This is a genomic window from Endozoicomonas ascidiicola, assembly GCF_001646945.1.
Lineage (GTDB): Bacteria > Pseudomonadota > Gammaproteobacteria > Pseudomonadales > Endozoicomonadaceae > Endozoicomonas > Endozoicomonas ascidiicola.
In genome coordinates this window covers 315,889-341,253 of the sequence record NZ_LUTV01000007.1, presented here as the reverse complement: position 1 = coordinate 341,253, position 25,365 = coordinate 315,889, and the positions used below count along the sequence as shown (strand labels likewise).

The following is a 25,365-nucleotide window of genomic DNA, read 5'->3' as shown; positions in this document are numbered from 1 at the left end:
TCAAGAATCTACCCTCGCCTTTCTTCCTTTTACAGCAGGCTTCATCACTACCCAAGCAGAAAAGCCAACCAATGCTGCATTTAGGTCGATACCCGATGTCGCCTGTTCAAAATCATTAGAAAGCAGCGGCTCCAGATTCTCAACTTCTTCTGCCTGCATCTCCGATGCTGGGACACATTCAGATTCAACTTCATCCGTCGTATTATCACAATCACTGTCGAAGATTGGTTCGCTACGCTCTTCTTCTGGCAGTTCATCAGATGCCTTCTGCTCAGTATCTTGCTGGGCTTCTGCTGGGATTTCCTCCTGCTCGGCTTCTATTTCGGTGGAAATCACATCACCAGAACTCAATGAGCGTTGTTGCGACGCTGGGGTTAAGCTGGAAAAAGCATTTTGTGCCTGATCAGAAAACAGTACGGTTTCTAATGCTCTGTTTCTTGCTACCTGCCCGAGGCCAGATTCGGCAAAGAACTGCTGGGCAAAATTACTGAACAGTGCCGTCTGCTCACCACGAATCAAGTCCAATCCACTCTGCGCGAGAGATACAACGAATGTCGCTTGCTCAGAATCCGTATTGGCATCAAAGGTAAAACGACCATAGTCGCCCACAATGACATCTTCACTCAAACTGCCATCAAAGAAGTCACCTTCTGCATGGCCCTGCATACGGTCAAGACCTTCGCCACCAATCAAGGTGTCTGCACCACCGGTAAACAGATCGACAGCTTCAATAATGATATTGGAGGTTGTGCGGGTCACAAGGGTCCCATCACCGCCCATCAGATCATCACCGGCCTTACCGTCCAGATAATCAGCACCAAAACCACCCAGCATAATATCCCGGTCAGAGCCGCCAGTCATACGATCATTGCCGCCAATAGAGGTGCTTCCGGTTCGTGCAGAAAGGTAACGACCTTCAGAGTCACTGACAATACGACCATCATCGCCAATCATGATGCTTTCGCCAGAGGCATTTGTTATCTGATCATTACCAACACCACCAATGGCCTGATCACTGCCATTACCCAGATTGATAATGTCATTCCCACCAGTACTATTGCTGACATCGGTACTGAAGACATCGTTGCGAATACCGCCAACAAAATTAACCTGTCCGCTATCACCGATAACCGTATCGTTACCGTCCCCTGACGTCAGTTCATCGTTGCCAAAGCCACCCAGAATAAGGTCATTGCCTGAACCGGACTCAATCAGATCGTCACCACCAAAGGCAAGGGCTTTGGACTCTGCCCGGGTAATAATCCCGCTGTCATCATAGGCAAGAATGGCATTATCGCCAGCGATATGGTCATTACCGCTACCAGTCGTGATATCATCATCACCCTGGCCACCAAGAATACGGTTGTTGCCGTCTCTGGCATTGATTTCATCATCACCACCCAGTGTGGTTTCAATGGTGACCATTTCACGGAGTATGCCACTGTCGTTGAAAGTAAACCTGGCATTATCACCGGCAATATCATCATTACCCGTTCCAGTATTGATCAGATCACCACCCAAGCCTGCGATGATCAGATTGCGACCACTTCCACTATTGATTGTGTCATTACCTCCGGTCGACGTATCAATGCTGATCAACTCAACTAATACCCCGGTATCGGTGTAACTTAGTGAACCATTGTCCGCTACAACCACATCGTTACCAGTTCCAGTGGTCACCTCATCGTTCTCTGCTCCAGCAATAATCACGTTGTTACCATTGCCTGCAGTGATTGTATCGTCACCACCGGTGCTCGTGTCGATACTGATCAGTTCAGTCAACACACCAGCATCGTTGAAGGTTAACGAGCCGTTGTCGCCAACAATGACATCACTACCAGAACCTGTCGTGATATTGTCACCACCTTGACCAGCAAGAATCCGATTATCACCATCACCTGTCTTAATCGTGTCATTCCCACCCAGTGTGGTATCAAAAGTGGTCATTGAGATAGCAACACCGGCTGCTGTATATGTCAGAGAACCATTGTCACCCAAGACAACATCTGCACCTGAGCCAGTGGTAATTTCATCATTACCAAGCCCACCAAGAATCCGGTTCTCACCTTCACCAGCATCGACGGTATCATCGCCAGTGCTGTGGCTATTACCAGAAGCGGTACTCAGCACCTGCTGGCCATTTCGAAGATCGATCTCACCAACGTCGGACAGAATCCAGTCATTACCCGCCTGACCCTGCACATTATCATTACCAGCACCGGCAATAATCATATCGTTGCCATCATTGCCCTCAATGGTATCTCCAGCGCCTACTGTCGTATCCTTGCTGTAGATACGCACCGCACGATTACCCGTTAAAGCGATACCACCGAGATCACCAATAATGACGTCATGATCGGTTTCAATACCTGTATTGCGATTGCGGGAACCATCACCTATCAATACATCCAGGCCAGAGCCACCAAAGAGGAAGTCATCGCCGGTATGACCAGAAATCTGGTCATTACCACCCAACAGAGCATCAACGGTGGAAACACTGTCCAGCGTGGAAATGTCGGAATCACCATCGGCATAATTCAGCTGACCACTGTCGCCAAAGAGAATATCGTTGCCGTTACCACCCTCAATCTCATCATCACCAAACCCGGCAATCACAATATCATGACCGGCGTTACCAGAGATGATGTCGTTGCCACCCTGGTCACGGTGGCTATTGCTGATCATGACCACCGAGCCAGTAGTTAGAATTCGATTGGTGCCTGCCAATTGGGCAATGCTACCTTTGTCTCCAAGGATAATGTCATCACCGTTACCACCGTCGATAGTGTCATTACCAACCGTCAGCTGGTCTGCCGTATCCAGGTTGTCATTTGACAGGTCAGCAGAATTAACAACGATCAGAATCTGGGTAGACATATCCAGTCGTGTCGATAGATCAAGATTGAATCCTGAGTCGCCATAAATGTGATCATTGCCGTCCATACCAGAGATATTGTCATCTCCGGAGCCGCCGGCAATATGATCATCATAGTGACTGCCAATCAGCGTATCGTTGCCTTGCCCACCGTAAATGACGACGGAGCCACCGGCACCGGAGGCATCAATAACATCACTACCTGGATTGGCAAACTCTCTGCCTTTTTCGGTTTTCTGATCCGATATGGCGTTATAAGCCGAACCATCCTGAACCGAATCCCCCAGAAGCACCAGAACACCATCAGAAGCACTGTTGTCGACTGTCAGGGTATCGTTACCACCACCACCATGTACGACAGTGATTACATTTGATGCGGTACTCTCAATAGTGAGCTCATCATTACCCGTACCCAGCAATAACTCGACAACCTCAACATCGTGATACTCAATGCCGGCTGACATGCCAAGCCCGGTCAGTGTGTCTGCTGTGAGGGTGCCGTTATCATTCTGAATACTGCCATCATTAAAGATATTCAGCGTATCGGTCTGCTCATCTTCATTAAGCTCAATTTCGACAAGCGGCAATGGTCCATCAATTTCAGTTGGCAACATGACCGCCTGGGTCAGCTCACGCTTTTTGCCTTCAGGTGTACCACCTTCGATAATCAGCTTGCCACGGATATCCGACAGCATATGCGGCTGCAGTGGTGGGTTCTGTACCGGCTGACTATCGGTTTCAGGTGCAAAGTCCGGGTTAGCAGTCAGCTTGATATCAATCGGCGTATCCCAATCATCAACACCAAACGTGACACTGTTGGTTGCACTATCAAAACGAGGATCATCACTGGCGAAAATAATCTGTCCATCATTCAACAGGTTAACGGTGACCGTTGCTGTAGGTTGCTTGCTGAGAGCAATCTGATAACCGTCTTCTTTTGTTTCACTAACCAGCGTTGAGCCATCGGTCTGGGTGATAATCACAGACCCACTGTCGTTATCCACCACATCAATATCAACAGAAACGGTATCAGCACCATTAAAACCAGAACCATTTTGATCACTGCCTGCGGTTAATGTAATGTCTGCCCGGTAGAGGTTCTCGACGGCATTATCATCGCTGGCAGTTACCGTAAATTGCCCTGACCAGTTGCTATGATCAAACGTCAATGTATCGGTACTGAACGTCAGCTGGCCAGTCCAGTCTGCAGGAATGATCTCAGCGATAGAAACCGTAACTGTTTCACCCACTTCCGGCTGCACAGACAGGCTCACATCAAACGTGACATCTGCACCACCTTCTATGGCCGTAATATTATTCACCGGGCTGACAATAATGCTGGCCTTGTCATTATCGTTCACCGTCACTTCGACGTTATCGATATCCAGCAGATCAAAATCCGGATTCGTACTGCGTACGCTGTGACTGATTACGTAATCCCGCTGACCTTCCGCAGCGATATCATCCACCGCCTGAATATAGATTCTTGTGGCTTCATCCCAATTCGTTTCCGAGTTATAGGCTATCACCAGAGACTCATAGAAATTCTGACCATCAATGGAGATCTTGACACTATCCGCCTTGCCGCCGGTCTTGTCCTTATCGCTGCCCGATGCCCTGGCTGCCGAGACGGTCACATAAGCGACAGTGGCTTCCGTTGGCTTATCTGCGCTCAGGAACAGGTCGTAGAAGTCTTCAGCACCGCCTTCGCTCACCACCAGCTCACCATCATCACGGTCAACACCAATGGCGCCATTATCTTTATTGGCAACATTGAGAGAGATGCCTTCAACAAACAATTTATTGTAGGCCTCATCATCACTCAGAACACTGTGATTAATAAAGCTGCTGCGCCCTTCAACCGAGTAAGACACTATCGGTTGGGTAACATCGCTGGCCACATTAAAGGTGTCGGCACCCAGCCCACCGATAATCGTAGTCTCCACTTCATCGCTGGTGCTCAGAACATAGAAGGTGTCATCACCTTCAAGTCCATCCACTTCCGCCAGTTCGACACCATCAAAGCTGACGTTTAATCCGGCACCGAAGATGCCGTTTTCGGTGATCATGAAGCTGTCATCGGCTTCCGTACCCAGTACCACTACGGAGTCCGTACCATTACCTCCATCAATTTTCAGCGGTGAGTTAATGCTGTATTGAATATCGTCGGCACCTTCACCACCAAACAATTCCACATCACCACCACCGGCGGTTTCCATGGTGTTCTTTTTCAAGAAGGCACGAACGATGAAGCTGTCATCACCATCTTCGCCATAGAGTTTGGTGATTGCTTTGTTGGAGTAAACTTTGATCTGGTCTTTTCCGTCACCACCATAAACGACCATGGGTAAGCTATTACCTTTACTCAGGAAGCCCAGAGTGGTTTCAGTGGTTTCGATGTCATCGCCGGCAGCGACAGCGCCAGTGGCGGTGTTACGATCAAGACCAAACAACTGGCCTATCTGGAAGTTATCATTACCGGCGCCACCATCCAGCGTTGTAATGGAGCTATTGTCATCACTGAAGAAGCTGTCAGCACCTTCAAGACCGTTGATGGTCAAGCGTGCATTGATATTGCGATCATAATTGATTCGTTCAACCGTTGACGTGTATTCACCACCAGAATCCACATGCATAGCTGCAACGAAATTAGCTCTTAAAAGGAAAGTATCATCCAGAGTCGTACCATTAATGGTCAGGGTGTCAGCGCCATCGGCTGCAGCTCCGGAATCCCGGACATCCAGCACGTAATCTGCATCATCGCCAGTGCGGTTAATGATATAAGTGTCTGTTCCACCTTCTCCATCAAGGACGAATGCATCTTCCGCTGCCCGGCTGACCATACGGTTAACGGTAAGCTCATCGTTACCTGACCCCGTATTTACGTCTACATCACCGTCAATATCCTGAACATCAAACAATACCGTGTCGTCACCCTGTCCGGTATTCAGCAGAATGGTGGTCGCATTCAGGCTGCCATAGAGATTAACGGCACCAGATGTAGAATCGGCACTGCCAAGGTCTGTGTTGATGGTTAGGGTTTGCGCCGCATTTAACTGCCCACCAAGATTCAGCTGAAGTCGGTCACCGACATTTAATGTCAGGTTTCCTAGCTTGGCTTCAACAACTACGTCTTGAATAATCAGGTCGTCACCGGCTGCCGAAGAATCCGATGCAACAAGGTCAATATTGCCTTCGATGGCTATGACCGCTTCATTGATGGTCATCGGGCTTTGTGCTGTCAAACTGATGTGCTGCTGCGCTTTTACACCTGTCAGTTCATCACTGACACCACCCAACGTGAGATGTCCGGTATTGTTCAAGTTTATGCTACCGGTCAGTGCATCTGCTTCCAGGTTATCAATCAATACACGAAGACTGTCGTTAGATCTACCAACACCATCACCAGCAACAATGCGCAATCCGGTGGCAATAATCGTGTCACCGGATGCAACGCTATTAAATACACTGCCATCGACAGTCAGATAGGCATTCTGATCACCACTGCCGCTGTTATCACTGTCAGCCACCAGACTCGCAATATGTAAGTCGCCACGAGTCTCACGGAGATAGGTGCTCTTGCCACTGAGACTGGTTAACTGACCAGAGTTGGTATCAATTTCCAGCTGATTACCCAACTGCCCGATGGTGCCGTTGGCTGCAAACAGGAAGATAGAAACGGCGGAAATATCACTATCACCGGTCAAGCTGATTAGCTCATTATTGTTATCAGAATCGCCATCAATGATGGATTGGGCCGAATTCAACATAACATCAGCCAAAGACGATATCTGGCCAATACTGATGGAACTCTCAACTGCGTTCAGATAAACGTCATTGCCTGTATTGGCAGACACATCACCAGAGAGTTTGATATCCAGATAGTTGTCAGTGATGCCCTGCCGACTGCCAATGCCTCCGCCGGCAATTAACATCAAATCCTGAGCTCGAATATTAATAATGGCGCTGTTGGTATCGTTATAGGCATCCAGAATATCGCCTGCCGCCTGTAATGTAACGGTACCTGCCGTCGTGCTGACTTTTTCTACAATAATATCGGACTGACCAATACCGGCACTTGTTGGCTCAAAAGAAGAGAGTAGACCCGCAGTAAAGGTGAGATGTCCGGTTGCAGCAATATCCTCAAGGTAAAGGTCGCTAATCGCCGTATTGTTACCGGAAATATTGACATTGCCTTCTACCTGCCAAATGTTTACAGAACCCACAGTGTCAACACTGAGTTTTGCAGACTCAGCCACCTGAACCCGGAATGCATCACCTGCCTGAGATTGAATATTACCCCCGGTAATCAGAACCAGATCACCGGCACTGACCACCGCTGCTTCCGCGTGTTGACCATTGTCAATCATGGCACCGGACACATTTAATCGTACCCAGCTACCACCAACAATCCGATCAACAGACAATGCACCACTATGTTCAAGGGCAATTCCCTTCTCTGCTATTGCAGTCAGATTCACATCACCATCAAGGTTCAGATCATCCCATAGCTGAATCGTGACCGAACTGAGCTGCATAACCAACTCACCAGACGCTAAATTCAGAACGCTGGCTGGAGCTACACTGGTCGCACTGACTCGCTCCCATGGTGAGTCAGCTACTTCAAAGTTTTCCTGTGACAACTCAATAGAGGCGACACTGCCTGTGTATTGATAGAGCACCGGAACCCCATCCTGATCGACCCGAACATAATCACCATTATTGATAGTGGATAGCCCATCAATGGCAGCATCAAGGCTTTGAACCGCTACCCAGTTGCCATCACTGTAATCGATATCAAACTGAGAGATATCACCTGCTATTCCGGTGTAGCGGTAGAAGACATAGTCAGTAGCAACCACATCGTTACCCGTTGCTTGAGACAATATCTCTTTTTGATCATCCGCCAGAGCAACGACCCCGCCACTCATATCAATGGTGACACGGTCGTCTGTTTGGCCAAGACCACCAGCAGCGTTAAGAATAATTGCACTACCACTGACCAGTGTTTGAATATTGGCCGCTTCGGCAGACCCCGTACTTCCACCACCCATGATCGGGGTATCCGGATAAAGCTTGGCAACAATGCCAGGGGAAAGAATGCTTTCAAACACGGGTCGGTTGATATTGACCTTCGCCTGAATACGGGATTCAAGTTCACTGATTTTGCCAGAATTGGAATCGACTTCCGCCGCCTGCCATACAGCCAGCTGGTCAAAAGACATATTATATTCAGAAACATCCGTCAGGCTGTTATTCAGTGCTGCAATGCGGTTCTGAGCATCCGCCAATTCATCACCCGATAAGTGCTCAAATAGCGCATCGTATTGATCGTATGCCGACACGTCTGCCAGATAGTCAACGGCGCCATTGTCACGAAGAATATTCCAGTACTGATGGTAAAGCTCGGTGACAGCATCCGCTTCGTTGGTCACCTGAGACTCGGCGTAAAATTGCTGGGCAGCTGACGTATCAAGACTGGAAGCACGAACCTCATCATCATTGGCATCCAGAATATCGCCGTTTATGGTGGTTAACTGCACTCCATAAGGTGAACTGCCATCACCTGTCACCTGAGCAGCAACAATCCGGTTTACATTCAAATCACCAGTGCTTTCGGTCAGGGCAACATTGCCTTGTGCTTCAACGATGATATAACCGGCATCGTTCCGGGTTGAAGAATCAATGGTCAGGTGGCCAATATCACCACCCAGTGCCAGCAACTCAATCACATTGGCAGAAATGGAAACCGCTTCACCGCCGTTTGCTTGGTAAATACCGCCTCCGGCATTTATTTCGACGGAATGGCGGGCAGAAATCTCATCAATATACAGTTTGTTAGAACTGGTCTTACCTTCTCCGGGGTTATCATCCTGCACCACACCGAGATAAACACTGCCAGTGTCTGATACAACACGATGGCCTTTGTCCGTGGTATTACCCTCAAGGATGACACGAACCGTGCCTCTTGCTGCGATATCCGCTTGACTGGTCAGGGCATAAACACCATCACTCATGGTAATAGAGCCATGGGTAGACAGAATATTTAATGTACCTTCATCCGCTATTTTGATTTTGCCGGCCAGGGTAATATCACCCTTACTGGTAATATTCACATCCGGCTGACTATTGCCACCAAGGAAGTTAATGGCAATGTCGTAATCCGCTTTCAGGGAGTGGGTGTAGTAATCTTTCAGCCCTTCAACCACGGTAATTTTGGTATGAACGGTTTTCTTACGTAACCATCCGCCGCCAGTCGTCCAGGTGTCACGATCATAGTCATTGGCACTGCTGTCACCTGCCGTTTGTTCATAAGTGACTTCATAATCACTCTCTGAATAATGCTCATCGGCTGGTAACAGCACCGACTCTGATTCCAGTAATGGTGACTTGTCGGTAAATTCAATAGTTTCCCATTTATAACTGTTGTCTTTTGCCAGCCAATCATCAAAGTCCGTATTACCACCAAACAGATTAAAGCTCTTTTTCTCGTACTTACGAACCGTGGTTTTGGTTTTACTCTGCCCTTCGGTCCATACATAACGGGCACCTTCGTTAACTTCGTAGGAGAACCCATTGGCATTGCTGCTGGTTTTGACATTGCCAATCTGATCGTAATCAATTCGGGCAATTTCTCCAGTAACTGCACTGGCTTCTATCGGTTTTCCTTGATATTCAGTGTGCGTCGCCTGATTGCCATTAAACTGATATTCGTCTTTGGTCAGCTGCTTACTATCAATAATGGTGATTTTGCCTTCACGGTACTGACGATTATCAATATCGTTCATCACCAGCTCGTAACCGCTGTTGTTATTTATATCAACAGAGGCATAACCGCTGGCGGCAACAATCCGCCCATTACCAGTACTGATTACCTGACCGGAAATCACCACTTCACCGCCCGCCGGTACAATATCGTCGATAATAATGGCCTGACGAACCGCATCCCAATAACCGTCCACCGGCACTTTTACACTGTTAGGATTATCAGGGTCCGCGAAACTGATACCGGAAATGGCCTGACCTTTTTTATTGGTTAGATCCACATTATTGGCACCACCACGGAAGTTTTTATCCACGGTCAGGTACACGGTATTCACGCCACTCTGAACCAGACCGTTGACGTTCAGGTATCGAGCAGTCAGCGTGACTTTACCCATGGAGACAATCTGGGAGTTATCTGCCGCAATACTGCTTTCCAACCCGCTGTATCCAGCTTTGAAGAGTGTATAAATCAGGGAGGTATCATTAGCACCCGTAGCAATGGACTGGGTTGTACCGGCTTTGTTATAGACAAAATTCCGCATCAACTGGTAGTTGATATACTGCCGTGGATCTTTATTGGTATGGAACCAGGCATCGGAGTTCAGGGAGAAATCACCCGCCGCAAAGATATTAACGGTCTCAGCACGAATCTGGGTGGATACTTCAATAGACCCTTCCCGGTTATTGATATAAGCACCACCATTTTCATTGACCACATTACCCTGAATGTACATACCCTGAGGTATTTCTGGCAGTGTGAAGTTGCCATACTGGTCCTTTATATTTTGGGGATCAGTATCCTGGAAAATAATAATTTCATTCGGTGAATTTGAGCTGCTGCTCTGGTCATCATTGGATTGAGCTCCACCACGGATGGCAATGGAATTCACATCCTTATAGTTGATCTGAACGGCGCCCGGCGTATAGGTTTTCAGGGAGCCGCCGACCATTTCAACCCGCTGGGTATCCTGCACAATGGCATCATTGACCCGCAGGGCGAAAGGCGTGGTGTTGACGATTTGGATAGTGGCACCTTCCCGGGCATGGAGGTTATCCATATTGCTCTGAGCTGCCAGTGATTCAGCGGTTTTACCATCGATCTGAAGATAAATGGAACCGGGTGCCGCATAGACATCCGGTAAATCCACCATCAGGATATCCAACGCCTGATTGTAGACTTTACTGGTCGCATTTTCGGTATCGGTATAATCCCATGTATCGCTATTAGACGAAGTTGGTTCCCACAACGTGGTATCAGAATAGTCAGCCAGCTCTAGAATACTTTCCTGCTTAATCTTGCTCTTATAGTACTTTCCATCCGGGGCCTTAATGATCTGCTCTGCTTCCACTGTATGCACATAATCAGACAGCCCCAGCTCATCAATTTTTCTATTAATTTCTTCCAGCTGAACCTGATAGCGGGCAATAGCCTCAGCATTGGTGCTGTGATCACGAATCCAGCTTTCCACCTGCGCCTTTTGTTCAAACAGCACAGTGCTTAAATTGGTAAACGTCAGTGTTGGGGAATCCAGTTCCTGAGGCTTCACCACAAAGAACTCACCCGTCATAGCACTGCCCAGAGAAGCCGTTATAGCGCTTTCATAAACCGGATAGCCCTTAGATTCCACAAGGCTGAGACTCAGTTTCGTCCAACGGTTTTTATTGTTGTAATTTTCGTTTTTAAGATCGATTTCAATGCTGTTCTGAGGTGTATACCGGTAATAACTGCCATTATGCTCGATCACCGTATCCTGAGTAATCAGGAAGTTGATGGTGCTGAGGGCAAGCGCTTCCATCACATACACGACATCCTCTGGCAGTTCAGGAACGACAACGTTACCTTCCGCATTATCCACGCCAAACAGCAGCTTTTTGTCGGCCTCGGTCAGGGCATCAATATTAATTTCGCCCTGCGCATTTACTTTGCTGCTGTCACTGAGAATATCCTTAATCTCAGCTAACGGACGAATCTGCAGGAAGGTTTTATTATTAACGCCAGCCGTCGCCCGGGCTGAATCAGCAACCGAGAACTGATTGTTCGAAGTAACGTCGCCATTACGATCAATCTCAAACCCGTAAGGTACACCCGATATCGACAGTGTCAACCCGGACTCTTTTGCCCGCTCGCTACCACCGATGCCTTCACGGGCTTCAATGGTGATATCCGTCATGGACTTGATATCTGCATTGTTACCCAGCGTGATGGTATTGGTTTCTGTTATTTTCGCTTCCGGAACAGGCACCGCCACATTGGCCGAGGATGAAACCGCGGTCAGCTCTACATTGGCACTACTTTCAAGAATATTCAGAACACCCTGACTGCTCTTGCCAGCGTAGAGATAGACGTCTCCTGCCTTGATATTCGCATTGGCAATACTGACATTGTTACGGGCATTGGTATTGGCAATGGCAACGCCGGTTGCGGCACTGGACAGACCAGAAACCGCGAGAATATCCGAACTGGCCCGGTTCTCGGAGTCGGTCTTGGCAGTCATAAATACTTTGCCAGTGACGTTTTCTATAACGGCGCCATCAATATTCACTTCGGCGTCGGAATTGGCATCGACCTTACTGGTGGCCGCATTGATACTGCCAATACCGCTGATGGTTTCCAGAGTAATGCTATCAATCGCAGTGATATCATTCTGCGCTTCAATACGAATGTTTGCTTTGTCGTCGTAACTGCCTTCGGCGATCAGTTCAACATCGTCGGAAAGGTTAATCCGGGCATGGTTATTGAGAATGGTTTGGCTCACCATGGCGGTCACACCGGCAAGATTACCGGAACCTGTCCTAAGTGATTTGCCATTGCTGAACCGGGATTTATCAAAGTGGTTCAGTGCATTGATCGTGATATCGTGAGCCGTAATGGATGACCCATTACCAGAAGATGATGCCGCAGTACTGGCACCCACATTAACGTCAGCATAACTCTTGATATTGATGTTCAAGCCAGCACCGGTACCCGAGGCCACGCCGACGGAATAAGCATCTGCACTGGCATCCACGGTTTGATCAAGGGTACTGCTCAGATCAAATTGATCGGCTTCGATCACAACACCCTTGCCAATATTGGCGACCACTGCCTGATAACTGGTGACATTACTTTCAGCACCCGCACCGGCAACATAACCACCGGAAGCGGCAATGGTTTCCGGCAGTAAATCATCATTGCCGGAAGCCTTAATGGCGATATAGGCTGCGCCCAACCGAGAGCCATCACCAACTTCCACCAACACATCTTCTGCGCCATCAGCACCCTGTTCGATATCCGCAATCATAGCTCCGGCGGCCACCGCACCCACTGCCCCACCGCTGGCATCTGCCCGGGCGTAATTGGTTGCGTTCGCATTAATTACTAATTCATCAACTGCCATCAGTGTTGCGGATTCCGTCACCGCTGAAACGGTGGTCGTGATATCCACATCTGCCCGGTTGGCACTGGCCGCCGCAAGCGCAGCAGCAAAACCAAACGCCTGGGTTTGCCCGATGGTATTATTCGCCAAGGCATCTATATAGATATTCTGAGATGCCAGTTCAGTGTCTTTTACCCGACTGGTAATGGAACTGCGGACATCGTTGCGAACCAGCGCAACGCCAAGGGCGCCACCAATACTGGCGCTAAGCGCAACGTTCGTCACTTCAATGCTTAAATCCGTGGTTTCACTGGCTTTAAGATGGATATCTCCCGCCGAACCAATCACGGCACTACTGCTATCACTGCCGCTGATGGTGGCATTCACCTGATTATTCACCAGGTTGGTAATATCAACACCACCGCCACTGGCGCCCACCAGACCGGCACTGAAGGTAACCGCTGTCGCATCGACGTTTTTCATCAAGGCATTGACATGACTGGTGACATCAATATCATTGCCAGCAAATACCCGATAATCCTGATTGGCAATGGATTGACTGTCGTTTACATTCAGCCAGGCATTCACGGTCATTTCTATGGTGTTATCGATATCGGTAGCTGAGATGGAGACAGAACCACCCAGACCAATCGCTGCCGATACAGCAACTGCCACCGCATCGGCCTTGATCACCTGGCCGTCAGCATCCGCAGTGATGGAAATATCATTACCAGCCACCATGGCTGAGTTGTTCACGTAGGCAGAGGTACTGCCTCCGATGGTATTATTCAGATCAATACCAACTGCTGCTGCACTTAAAGCACCTTTTCCAGCCGCGACAGCCACACTGGCACCATATACGGTACTGTCGATCGTCGACAGTGACTGAGCATCAACAACAATGTTGTTTAATGACGTAAGTCTAGAGTCTTCTATGTAGGCAGAAGTCTGATGATTTGACCCAATGGTATTTTCAGAAAGCGTTACACCGATAGCGGCAGCAGCGCCCACTTTGCCTGCTCCCAGAGAAGCACTGGAAGCGCCAACTACCGAGGTAATTGCAGCGTTATTCACTGCGGTCACGGAAATGTCCTGGTCACCGTAATCAGCCGTTGCGTAAACCAGTTCCCAGTCACCCGAAGGCATTGAACTCTTCACTTCTTCAAGATCTAACAGTGCCCAGTCCGCCTTGAGTGCGGACACTCCCGCAGCATCCAGACCTGCTTCAGCAGCTGTACTATCTGCCAGTGCCTGAGCATCATCCGCACCGGATTTGGCCGCTGCATAAATGGCATTCCAAACATCCGCTTCTTCCTGCAATTGATCAGCAGTTTCCTGAAGCCCTGCGACATTTGCCAACTCAGCCTGCCAGGCGGCAACGGCCTGTTCCGCCGCTTCCGCTTTGGCGACCGCATTGGATGTGTTGGCATTTAATGAGGTTTCCACCGCGGTATCCGCCAGGGCTGCCAGACGATCAGCCTCTGTCTGGGCTGCATCTGCGAGTGCCTGAGCATTATCCGCAGCGGTTTGAGCAGTGTTGGCAAGGCTCTCGTAGTTACTTGCCTCAGCAGCCAGAGCTTCAGCACGCAGTGCAGCGGCTACCGCAATGGCTTTCTCCAGAGAGAGCTCTGTTGCACCATTATTACGATAGGTACCATCAACAAAGTAGAACTGTTCACCGGCAGCAACAGTGGTAAATGGGCCCGCAACACGGCTACCATTTTCATCGTACTGGTAACCGTCTGACTCAAAGTCCGGAGACAAATCCAAGTCAGTGCCAATATAGCGATAAACGCCATCGGCAAACTCCACCAGATCATTGTTCAGTAGCTCTTCAATCAGGCTGCCACCTGCATAATCAGCACGGGGTACCAGCGTAATTTCAGAATCCGTGATAAATGCCTGACTGCTGTTGTTTATAGTATTGGTGCCTTTCACACCCGCAACAGCAAATGCAGCACCCACTTTTCCTGCACCAATCGCTACAGAAGCAGCTTCGGCCTTTAAATCAACAGTTGTACTTTCCAGAGCAGCAACCGTCACACCACCATTTCTGGCTTCAATTGCAAGATCATCAATATTGGCATAGACCTGATTGGTCACAGTATTAATAGCTTGAGCAGCTCCTACCGCCAGGCTAACGCCTGCATCCTTTCCAATGGCAGCACCAACAGAAGCACCAACCACACGGGCATCAATAATGGAGGCATCTGTCGCATTCACAGCGAGGGACTCGGCCAGTATTCTGGGCCGGTTATTATGAACGCCAGCGGCTTTTGCACCCACTATGGAATTAACGGTATTTTCTGCAACAGCGGCAGCCACAGTAACAGATAAGCTGGCATCACTTGCCAGACCAAAGGCCACACTGGCGGAACCTGCCACAGAAGTGATAGAAGCATTGTTAATCGCATCGACAGCAATTTCGCCAGCAGTGATATCTCTGCTGCTATCAATCCAGGCCAGTGTCTCACCATAAATTATGTTGGTTGCCCCAACGCCGGAACCACTGCCCGCTAGTCCCGAGCCGCCAGAGGCAACCACTGCTGCCGAGCCTGCACCAGCATCAGCATTAATATTCATGTTATTGGTAGCACCAACTGTCAGATCGCCATCAATACTAAGAGCACTGTTATCCACGAGAGCTTTGACGCCTTGACGGTCATCACTCGTACCAATAATGTTTTCGGTAATGGCTGCACCGATGGAAATGCCTGCACTGCCACTACCAGAATCTGCCGCTATGGCGGCTGAAACGGCGACTGTTGTTGAGTCAATATCAGAAGTATTGGCTGAGTTGATGGATACATCACCATTACTGAACAGATCACTGTTTTCAACCAGTGCTTCTGTTGATCCACCAATGGTATTGCCTGAATAAGCACCACCACCGCTGAGCGCAATAGAACCTGACGAGCTGAACGCTGCGGCCAGAGATGCCGCGACGGAATGTGTCTTGATGGTGTTATCCGATGAGGCAGACAAAGATACACTGCCGTTTAACTGATCCGCTTTTCCGCCATTGACATGATCAAGCCTGGCTGCTGTCTCAATATCCACCAGACTTTCTGCCAGAGAAACACCAACGGTCAGGCTTCCGCCCACTGAGCCTGCGGCATAACTTCCTGCAAGCGATGCACCCACCGCAGTGCTGGTAATATTTGAGGTATTACTTGCGGTCAAGCTCAAGTCATCAACCAGAACCCAATCACTGCTGGCTGATGCCGAATCAGCCGGTGTGTTATCGATATACGACTCTACCTGACCATAAATAGTATTTTCCGCACTGGCTCCGGAACCACTACCGGCTAGGGCAGACTGACTACTTCCTGTCACTGCTGCTGAGCCAGCACCGGAATCGGCGTCAATGGTCATGTTACCAGTAGCCGAAAGGGTCATATTGCCTTCTGCTTGAACACTGGTGTCTTTAAGATAAGCCAGCACACCATAGCGGTTATTTTTATCACTACCAATAGTGTTGCTGGTCAGGGCTGCACCAATGGATACGGCACCACTGCTACCGCCGGTGCCTGCCGAACCGGCAAGCGTGGCTGCAACCACCAGTGCATCAATATCCGAGGTATTGGAGGCCGTGACAAAAAGATTGCCATCACTGGTAAGATCACTGCTACGAATTACAGCTTCTGTCATGCCGGTAATGGTGTTTCCAGAAGAAGCGCCGGCACCACTGAGGGAAAGTGATCCGGACTGGCCATATGAACCGGCAAGAGATGCTGCAACGGATTTGGACTGAATAGTACCGGTTGAATCGCCAGTAAGGCTGATATTGCCCAGTTTACGATCGGCTGAACCACCACTGACGCCCATCAACCTGGCAGCTGTATTAACATCGATTGTATTTTCAGCCAGAGAAACCCCAATACTGATGGCACCAGAAGTACCTGAAGGTGCATAGCTGATACCCAGAGAAGCGCCTACTGCCGTACTGGTGATATCACTGTCGTCTTTTGCAGTAATGCTGAGATCATCAACCAGAATCGAGTTAGCGTCGACTGCTGTCGTATTATCCACATATGCAAGCACATCGGCGTAGGCACTGTTCTTTGCCTCTGCTCCGGCACCGCTGGCTGTTAGTGCTGAACCACCTGTACTCCCTGCAACTGCAGCGGAGCCTGCACCCGCATCAGCATTGATGGTCATATCACCGGTTGCAGATACTGTCAGGTTACCGCTGGTATCTACCTGACTGTTTTCCAGATAGGCAAGAACACCCAGACGATCATTTTCAGCACCGATTTGGTTGCTGGTGACAGCCGCTCCAATAGAAACTCCGACACTGCCACTACTGGTATCTTTGGCTGCAGCCACGGAAGCGGCTATGACCGTTGCATCAATAGTGGATGTATTGCTGGCCGTCACTGAAATATCACCATTGCTGGTCAAATCACTGTTACGGACAACAGCCGACGTGCTGCCATAAATTGTATTTTCAGAAGAGGCACCACCACCACTCAATCCAACTGCGGACCCAGATGGCGTGGAAAGACTGGCTGCGATAGAAGCCGTTACGGAAGCCGCAGTAATTTCTGAATTGGATGTGGCATTAAGTGACACAGCCCCGACTTTATGTGCATCAGAGCCTACATCAACCCCATCGAGAATCGCTATGGTATTGGTATCTACCTTACTTTCAGCCAGTGATACACCAATGCTCAATCCTACTGCATTGCTGCCAGAGTATGCGCCTGCGACCGTTGCACCCACAACGGTGCTGAGGATATCCGAATCGTCCTTTGCCCGAATCGTTAACTTATCTGCCAGTAAAGGATATCCATCACTGCTGGCCGTCACACCGGATTCAATATCCACCGTCATGCTGTTCGTTGCTGATGCACCAACACCGCTCAGGCCTCCCGCAGAGCCAGAATCGGATTTTGCAAGCGCCACGGAAGCAGCAGTGATGACCGAAGAAATCTTCTGCGTGCTTTCTGCATCAGTACTTACGGTTCCGGAGACGTTTACATTGGAGTTATTGATAAGCGCCCGGATGGAATTGGCTTTGTTATTATTTTCCGGATCACCACCGATGGTATTCTCTGCCAAGCTAACACCAATACTGCCGGAAACCCCGGTTCCTGTAGTTGAGCCTGCATAGGCAAGACTCGCTGAAACCACAGTCGCAGAAATAAAGCCGTTGGCATCGGCATCCAGATAAACGCCAGTATCCGCAGTGGATGCATCCAGGACCGATGACGTTTGCTGAATCGTTGAACCATCAATCAGGGCTTCGGTATCCCCGTAAACTTCATTATTAACACTGGCACCGGCGCCACTTAAATTCACCGTGGTGGTTGCGCCGCTTTGTAAGCCAACGGAGGCGGCAACCACCACACCAATAATATCCGTATTATTCTGAGCCTTGATATCAAGACGGGCGTCGTCCAGATGTTTGCCGGGTAATGTGATGGCGCTACCTTCAGTCACTCGGGCACGGGTATTCATGCGTACCAGATTGCTGCTGATAGCCGCCCCCACCGAAATACCAACCTTGGTATCAAAATCAGGACTCGTTTCTTTTGTCACTGCCGCACCCAAGGCCACTGAAACAATATCAGCCTCGCTGATCGCCTGATGACGGATTTTTCCGGTTTCCGAGGTCAGATCGGTATTACTGATCAGGGCATCGATATCGCTATTAATAGTATTTTCAGCGACAGTGACACCAACAGCGCCATTACCTGCGTAGGCGACACCGAGAGCAATCGCATAAATTTCTGACTCATCCCGCGCTTCAATCTTAGCGCCAAAACCGTCACTGTCTTTGCCTTTCACCGTCAGGCTATCAATGTCGCTTAAATAGGCATCGATATCCGCAGTGACATTATTGATTGATACATTACCAGACAGGGCAATACTACTACTGGCTCCCACCGAACTATTGGCAATACCGGCCAGCGCTGCTGAAAGCGAGGTTGTTACGACAATACTGTCGTTTTTCGCCAGAACATCCAGCGTATCCAGCGACATCGATCCAACATTGTGGGCGCCTGAACGGACAATAAAGGTCGCATCATTTTGCAAGCCAATACCCGCTGCGGCCAAAGCGAATTTTGTAGCGGTTGCACTGGCATAAGTGATTGGAAAAGCGAATACACCGCTGCTTTCTACCGCTTTAAGGGTCAGTTTGTCGGCATTAAAACTTTGAAGGTTCTGCACTTCTGCCGCTGTCGTGTGATCAACAGTATTGAAGATAAATGCACCGGCAGCACTGATACCATAGGCGCTATTTTCCTGCTTCGGCGGCTCACCGCCAGAAGGCTTAACTTTACCTGTTGCCCAAGAAGCACTGACCGCCGTTCCGATGACCAAACCACTGCTGTCCGCCTCAACCCGCGCATCACCGTTCACCGTAATGGTGCCATCACGACTTAATGAATTCCCCTCAGTACCCACCAGCGCTTTGGTGACTTTGGTAATATCACTGATGGCTGCGGATGCACCAATGCCCACTGCTCCGGCGCTGCCCATTGCACCGGCAGCGACAATCAAATCGACTCTGTTATCTGCCACTACTTTCAGCCGTTCTGAGCTGGCATCATCCGCACCAGCCACCAGCGTGACTCCGGATTGAATCTGGGCAATCGCCGTACTGCTGATCACGTTCTGCATATAAAGCCCGGCAATACCCAGGCTTGCGGTTCCTGAACCGCCTGCATAACCGGCACCGACAGCAAATACATCGGCATCGGCGGTCACGGAAACCTTATCGGCATAAATAATGGCACCGTCTTCTATCACCGCCTGACTTTTCGTCGTGACGTTGTTTAAAAAGACACTGGCACCCACACCGTTACCACTTTCAGATGCACCGGCAAGGGCATAAAGCTTTTTCAGAAAACCAATGGAGGTATCCGTCGATGTTTTGTTACCGACATAATCGACGGACTGGTTAATGGTTTGCGAGTTAACGGTCAGGTTTCGCTCAGCGCCCACCCAGGAAGCCGATTGCAGATTCTCAGCGGCGCTGTAAGCCAGTGTTTCACCGGTCGAATCAAAGTTATTTTCCAGAGCACTTCTTTGATTTAGCTGAACACTGCCTTTTATTCGAGCATCCGCTGTTTGTTTGGAATCCAGCAGTGAGAAATTAAGCGCCAGAGAAACCTTGGCTCCCGCAGCTTCGGACTTGATGTCGTTATCCACGAAGTAAAGGTCAGTATCGCCACCGAACAGTTGATAAGGGAAACTTGAATACTGATTACCCAGTAATTCCCAACGGGTGAAATCATTAAAATCTTCAGAGGCCAGGTTAACGTCGCTTTGATCATCCCCTTTGAATTTATACACTGCCTCAAAGAACTGACTGATCTCGGGCTTTTTATCATTATCCGCCCACTGGTAATTGGAGTGATCGAATTGAATTAAATCCCCTTCTTTCAGGGCATAATCACTCAGGATTTCATCCTTACCCACCAGCGTTGGTTTGACATATTTGAAGGTGGTGTCCGGCGCGATAATGCCCGTCAGGTTCTTAGCCGATGCATCAACATTCATTGCACCCAGAACATCCAGTTGGGTATCCCCCTGAATATGAGCCTGAGCATTGTTATCCAGTGAAGCAATGGTGACGGAAACTGCTGCACCAAACGGCACCTGTTTAAATTCACCGCTGCTGGTATCGGTGCCTGCGACGCCTTCTACCTGACTGAGTTGGGATGGACTGCTTGAAGTCGATGATGTCGCCGTTAATAGACGACTCTCTGCACTGGCCAGCACATCAAGACTGCCACCAATCTGAATATTGCTGACCAGACTCTGATCACCCAGGTAGGCATTTACCTGATTACTGTCTTCTGCATAAACCAGCGCAATACCCACTGTCGCTTTGGTTGGTTTGAGGCGGTCAGTGGGTTTAACCTTTTTCTGTAACCATTTGCCGAGAGGCACTTTTTTGTTGAAGGCGACTTTCTGCTTTGCTGCATCTTCGTATTTATCGATGATACTGGGTACACGGTCAACCGTGGCTTCAGCAATGGTTCCCCATTTGCCGCCAACCCTTGCCTGCTCCTGAACCGCATCAACAATGACATCGCCTTTCACCAGCACATCACCAGCCAGCGTTGCATTGGTATTGCCCGACTCGATCTGCACCGCCACACTGGCCGCGACTTTACCCGCATTTCCGGATTCACTGGTGGCCGTCACATGGCTGTAATCCACCGTTGCCGCTTTGATGTTCAGGTTTCCACCAGCCACTATATTGCTGGCGCCGTTTACTGTGACAGAGGAATCGGAATTTAAAATACCCACCGCTGCGCTGCCCGAAAAGCCTTTAACACCGAACAGTGGGCTGGCATCCACATTAAGGAAATTATCTGCACGACTGCCAATGGTAATATCGCCACTGGCAATCAGGGTGCCATTTATATTGACGGTGGATTCAGAGTCCAGAACACCTACCGCTACGGCCAATCCAATGGAAATTGGTGAAGCGGTCACCCTGGCAATAGAGTTTGCTTCAATGGTGATGTTGTCGCCTTTAAGCACAGCTCCGCTTGAAACCGTGACTTTGCTGGTGACATCGGAACGACTGACGCCGGCAATCAACTTCAGGTTTTCGATATCACTCTGCATATCGCTGAGAAAATCGATACCCAAATCAAAGATGCCACCATCATTATTCATATCCTTTTCAGGATTGGACTCGGCGCGGGCAATAATGTTGATGTCTTTACCATCAATGGTGACATCACCAATAGTGACCGTCGCCGTTTGCAGATCAACGTTGTAATAAACCGGCAGAACAGCGAGAGCAGAAGCTGCGCCCTGCTGAAGACTGCCGTAGACAAGATTACGACCATCGATGGCCTGGAGGGTAATATCGCCACTATCCGACAGATCACTGCCAATGGCAGTTATGTCGTTATTCACTGCAATAATGCGAGCTGACAGGGTTACATCCCCCGCCTTGCCAGTCGCATTATCCGTTATAATACTGCCATTGACGGTTATCTTACCGTTCAATGCCCGGAATTCGAGATCGCCACCCGTCCATTGAACAGAACCATTAATGGTTAAATCATCACTGCTTTCATTAACGGCTGTGTAGTTGTCGCCGGTAATATCTGCCCAGTCAAAGGTACTGATGGCAAAATCTTCGCTGCCTCCGTAAAAGACGACATCATTACTCTGAGCACCATCAACCAGTGTGACCGATACTTTTTCACTGCGCCCATTCACATCAAGGCGCAGTTCATTATTGCCAGAACCTGCCTTTAACGCTGCCGCTGTGGTGCCGGCATCAAGTACCAGATCAATGCTGGCAGCACTGGCATCCAGTAACGTAGCACCCGTATTGGCAGTCAATCGAGCGCTTTCAATATGTGCAAGAGTAATACTGGCATCACCATCACTGGTGGTGTCGTCCGCATCCTGCCAGGTCAGAGAATTATCCGTCAGTACCAGTGCAGTCTGAGCACCATTGGTTACTGCAGATACCGTATCACTGCCGCCTTTTCCATTGACGGAGGTATCGCCAGCATCTATCTCCAAGAAATCGTTACCACCGGAACCAATGTAACTGTCAGAACCACCGTTGCCTTTCTGACTAGTAAGTTGCAGTGAAGCCAGCAGGCTTAAACTCAGCCCATTAATTGCAGAGTTGCTGATCGTTCCCGTCAGACCAAGAATATTGAGAATACTGGTAGCGCTGGCATCATAATCAGGAACGGAAATTGCGGAAAGACCGCTTAGCTCAATGCGTCCTTGCTCCTGATTAAAGGTGGCATGGAGTGCGCCGGCTTCCCGGTCATCTGCGCCATTGATCAAGCTGATTAACTCTTCCAGAGTCGCTGCAGTGGTAAGATCGATATCTAAAGCGGTCTGATTATCATCAAGGCTGACACGCATAACGTGCAGTGAAAGCGCCTTCCAACCTTCGATATTATCCAGAGCTGTACTGAGTGAAACACCGGAAAAGCTGCTGGCATCAAAAGCATCATCACCCGCACCACCGACAAGGCCACTGGATTCAAAGCCTTGATGAGTGATAGTGACGCTGCCAATAAGTAACTGATGATTATCCAGATCAATGACGTGACCAATGGATTCGTTGCTTAAATCAGCAACCAGAGTGTCAGAACCCTTGCCACCATCAAGATTATCAGCACTCTTCGAAGTGACAAAAATGGTGTCACTGCCGTCACCGGCATCAATCGTATTAACATCCTGAGCACCGGTTATACGGTCACTGCCGCCAAAGGTGCTGACAATAGAACGACCTTCGAAAGTGGACAGGTCAACATGATCTTCCCTCTCACTGCCAGAAAGCGACAATGTATCGTTACTGCCAAAATTATTCAGGGTATCTAACGACTGACTTCCAGAGGTCACCGACGCAGTAACACCTGCGATATTAGCGGTTAAAGATGTAGCAATAGCCTGCCCGGCATAAATACCTGAGAATTCAAACTGCCAGCTCCCGTCCCCATTTTCAGTGACCGCCACCTGACCAAACTGGAGCCCCATGGCTTTTTCAATGGCGCGAACCATATCCAGGCCACTTGCGTCCCAGAGGATCGTATCCGTCGTGTACGAACCGGCGATATCGGTAATGGTGAGTGTAAAACCATCACCGGTAGGGGTATCGGGTAATCCAATCGTCCAGACCTCAGAAGCACCTTTACCAAGATCCAATTGATAATGACCGCCAGAGCCTGTGATCGTGGCCCTGCCGGCAAAATCTTCTTCCAACACATCATCACCGGCGCCACCGGTGATGACATCAGCCCCAGCCAGACCGGTTAAAGTATCGCCATGGTCAGACGCTTTAAGCACATCATCAAATTCGGTGCCGACCAATGTGATGTCGTATTCACTGGCACCACTGGCATCCAGCGTTTTACCGGCACCATTTTCTGCAAGGGCTTTCAGGTAGACACTCTCAATTCCATCAAGTGTATCTACTTCATTGTCATCGTCGTTTGCTTTAAGGGTATTCCCTGCCAGAACAAAGTCCGCCGCGCGAACTTCGATAACTTCATCGTACCCAGCACCACCGGTTAACTGATCAACGCCCAACCCACCGATCAAGATATCGTCTTTTACACCACCGATCAGCGTGTCATCACCCGCACCACCATCAAGATAGACCTGTAGAGTAGACTCCGAAAAATCTAAGCGATTATTACCATCGGTTCCGGTGGCCATTAACAAATCTACATCCAGCGTTTCCATGATTGCACTGCCGGTAAAAGACCATGTTCCATTACTTGAGTCTTCTGCCCATGTACCGGACTGATATTCAAAAACAGTCACCGTTACATTCTTAGCGGGGTCATTTTCATCAGGCACCTGCTTCGTAGTGACGTTTAAATTCAAGTCACCCTCACTAGCCTGATAAAGCACCGAATCAAATCCACCGTTACCGGTAACCGTGTCGCCCTTGCCACCAATAAACAGGTTATTGTTGCTATCGCCGGTCAGAGTATCGCTAAGAGAAGACCCAACCAGGGTATTAACGCCTGAGATCTCATCAAAACCTGTCGCCGTTCCGGCATCCAGATTCACGACGACACCGCTTGTATACTGGCTATAGTCGAGATAATCCGAGCCACTGCCGCCTAATAAATCAAAACCGGAAAAGGATATTTTAATGGAGGAGGCGGTCTGGAGAATGCTGCCCTCAGTATTGTCCAGAGTTGACAACACTCCCTTCCCTTCCTCATCGATCAGCCAATGATAGTCATCATTGATCGCAGCTAATTCATGACGGGATTCATCTGTTTGAGTGGCTTGAAGCGTTTCAATATCAAGAAACTCGACGATACCACTGGTTCCCATAGAACCTTCATTGTCACCGCTGATCTGCCAGGCACTGCTGGTAACATCACTGCCCGCTGCAACGGTGTCATTACCACCTTTACCGTCAAACTGAACGACAAACGACTGTTCTCCCAGATCGAGGAATGATTGGTCAACTGTAAAACTGTCGGCGCCGTCAGAACCCACCACCGTAATCGTGCTACCGGCGGCAATATCGCTGATACTTTTCTTACCTAATACCGAGTCATTGTCGTCAACCAGACGAAGATATTGTTGTTCGTTTTCAGTAACGACTTGCAGCGTAACACTCGCATCCTGCTCTAACTGCAGCGCATTATCCTGCAGGGCAGCAATAGGATCAGCGGATAACAGCAGTCGGGGTTCCAGCTGCTCCAGCGTAAAGAAATCTTCAAGCCTTTTACGGCGTTCATGCAGCCGTTCCTGTCGGAACATTTTTTCAAACAGACGGTTTAATTTAGGAAATAAGCGTTTACCTGCCGCTTCAGCAACATCGGTCTTGTAGGTTTTGCCGTCTTGGGATTGCTTATCCATGAACCGATCCATTGTTATTATTCTGAAATCCGTTAC

1 protein-coding gene is annotated in these 25,365 nt (G+C 49.2%); it reads right to left on the bottom strand.

Features of this window, described 5'->3' with window-relative positions; all coding sequences use genetic code 11:
* Complete coding sequence (locus tag AKL11_RS20460; protein ID WP_172807344.1) at positions 1 to 25,329, bottom strand: LEPR-XLL domain-containing protein; 25,329 nt, start codon at positions 25,327 to 25,329, stop codon at positions 1 to 3.
* Positions 25,330 to 25,365: the final 36 nt, after the last annotated feature.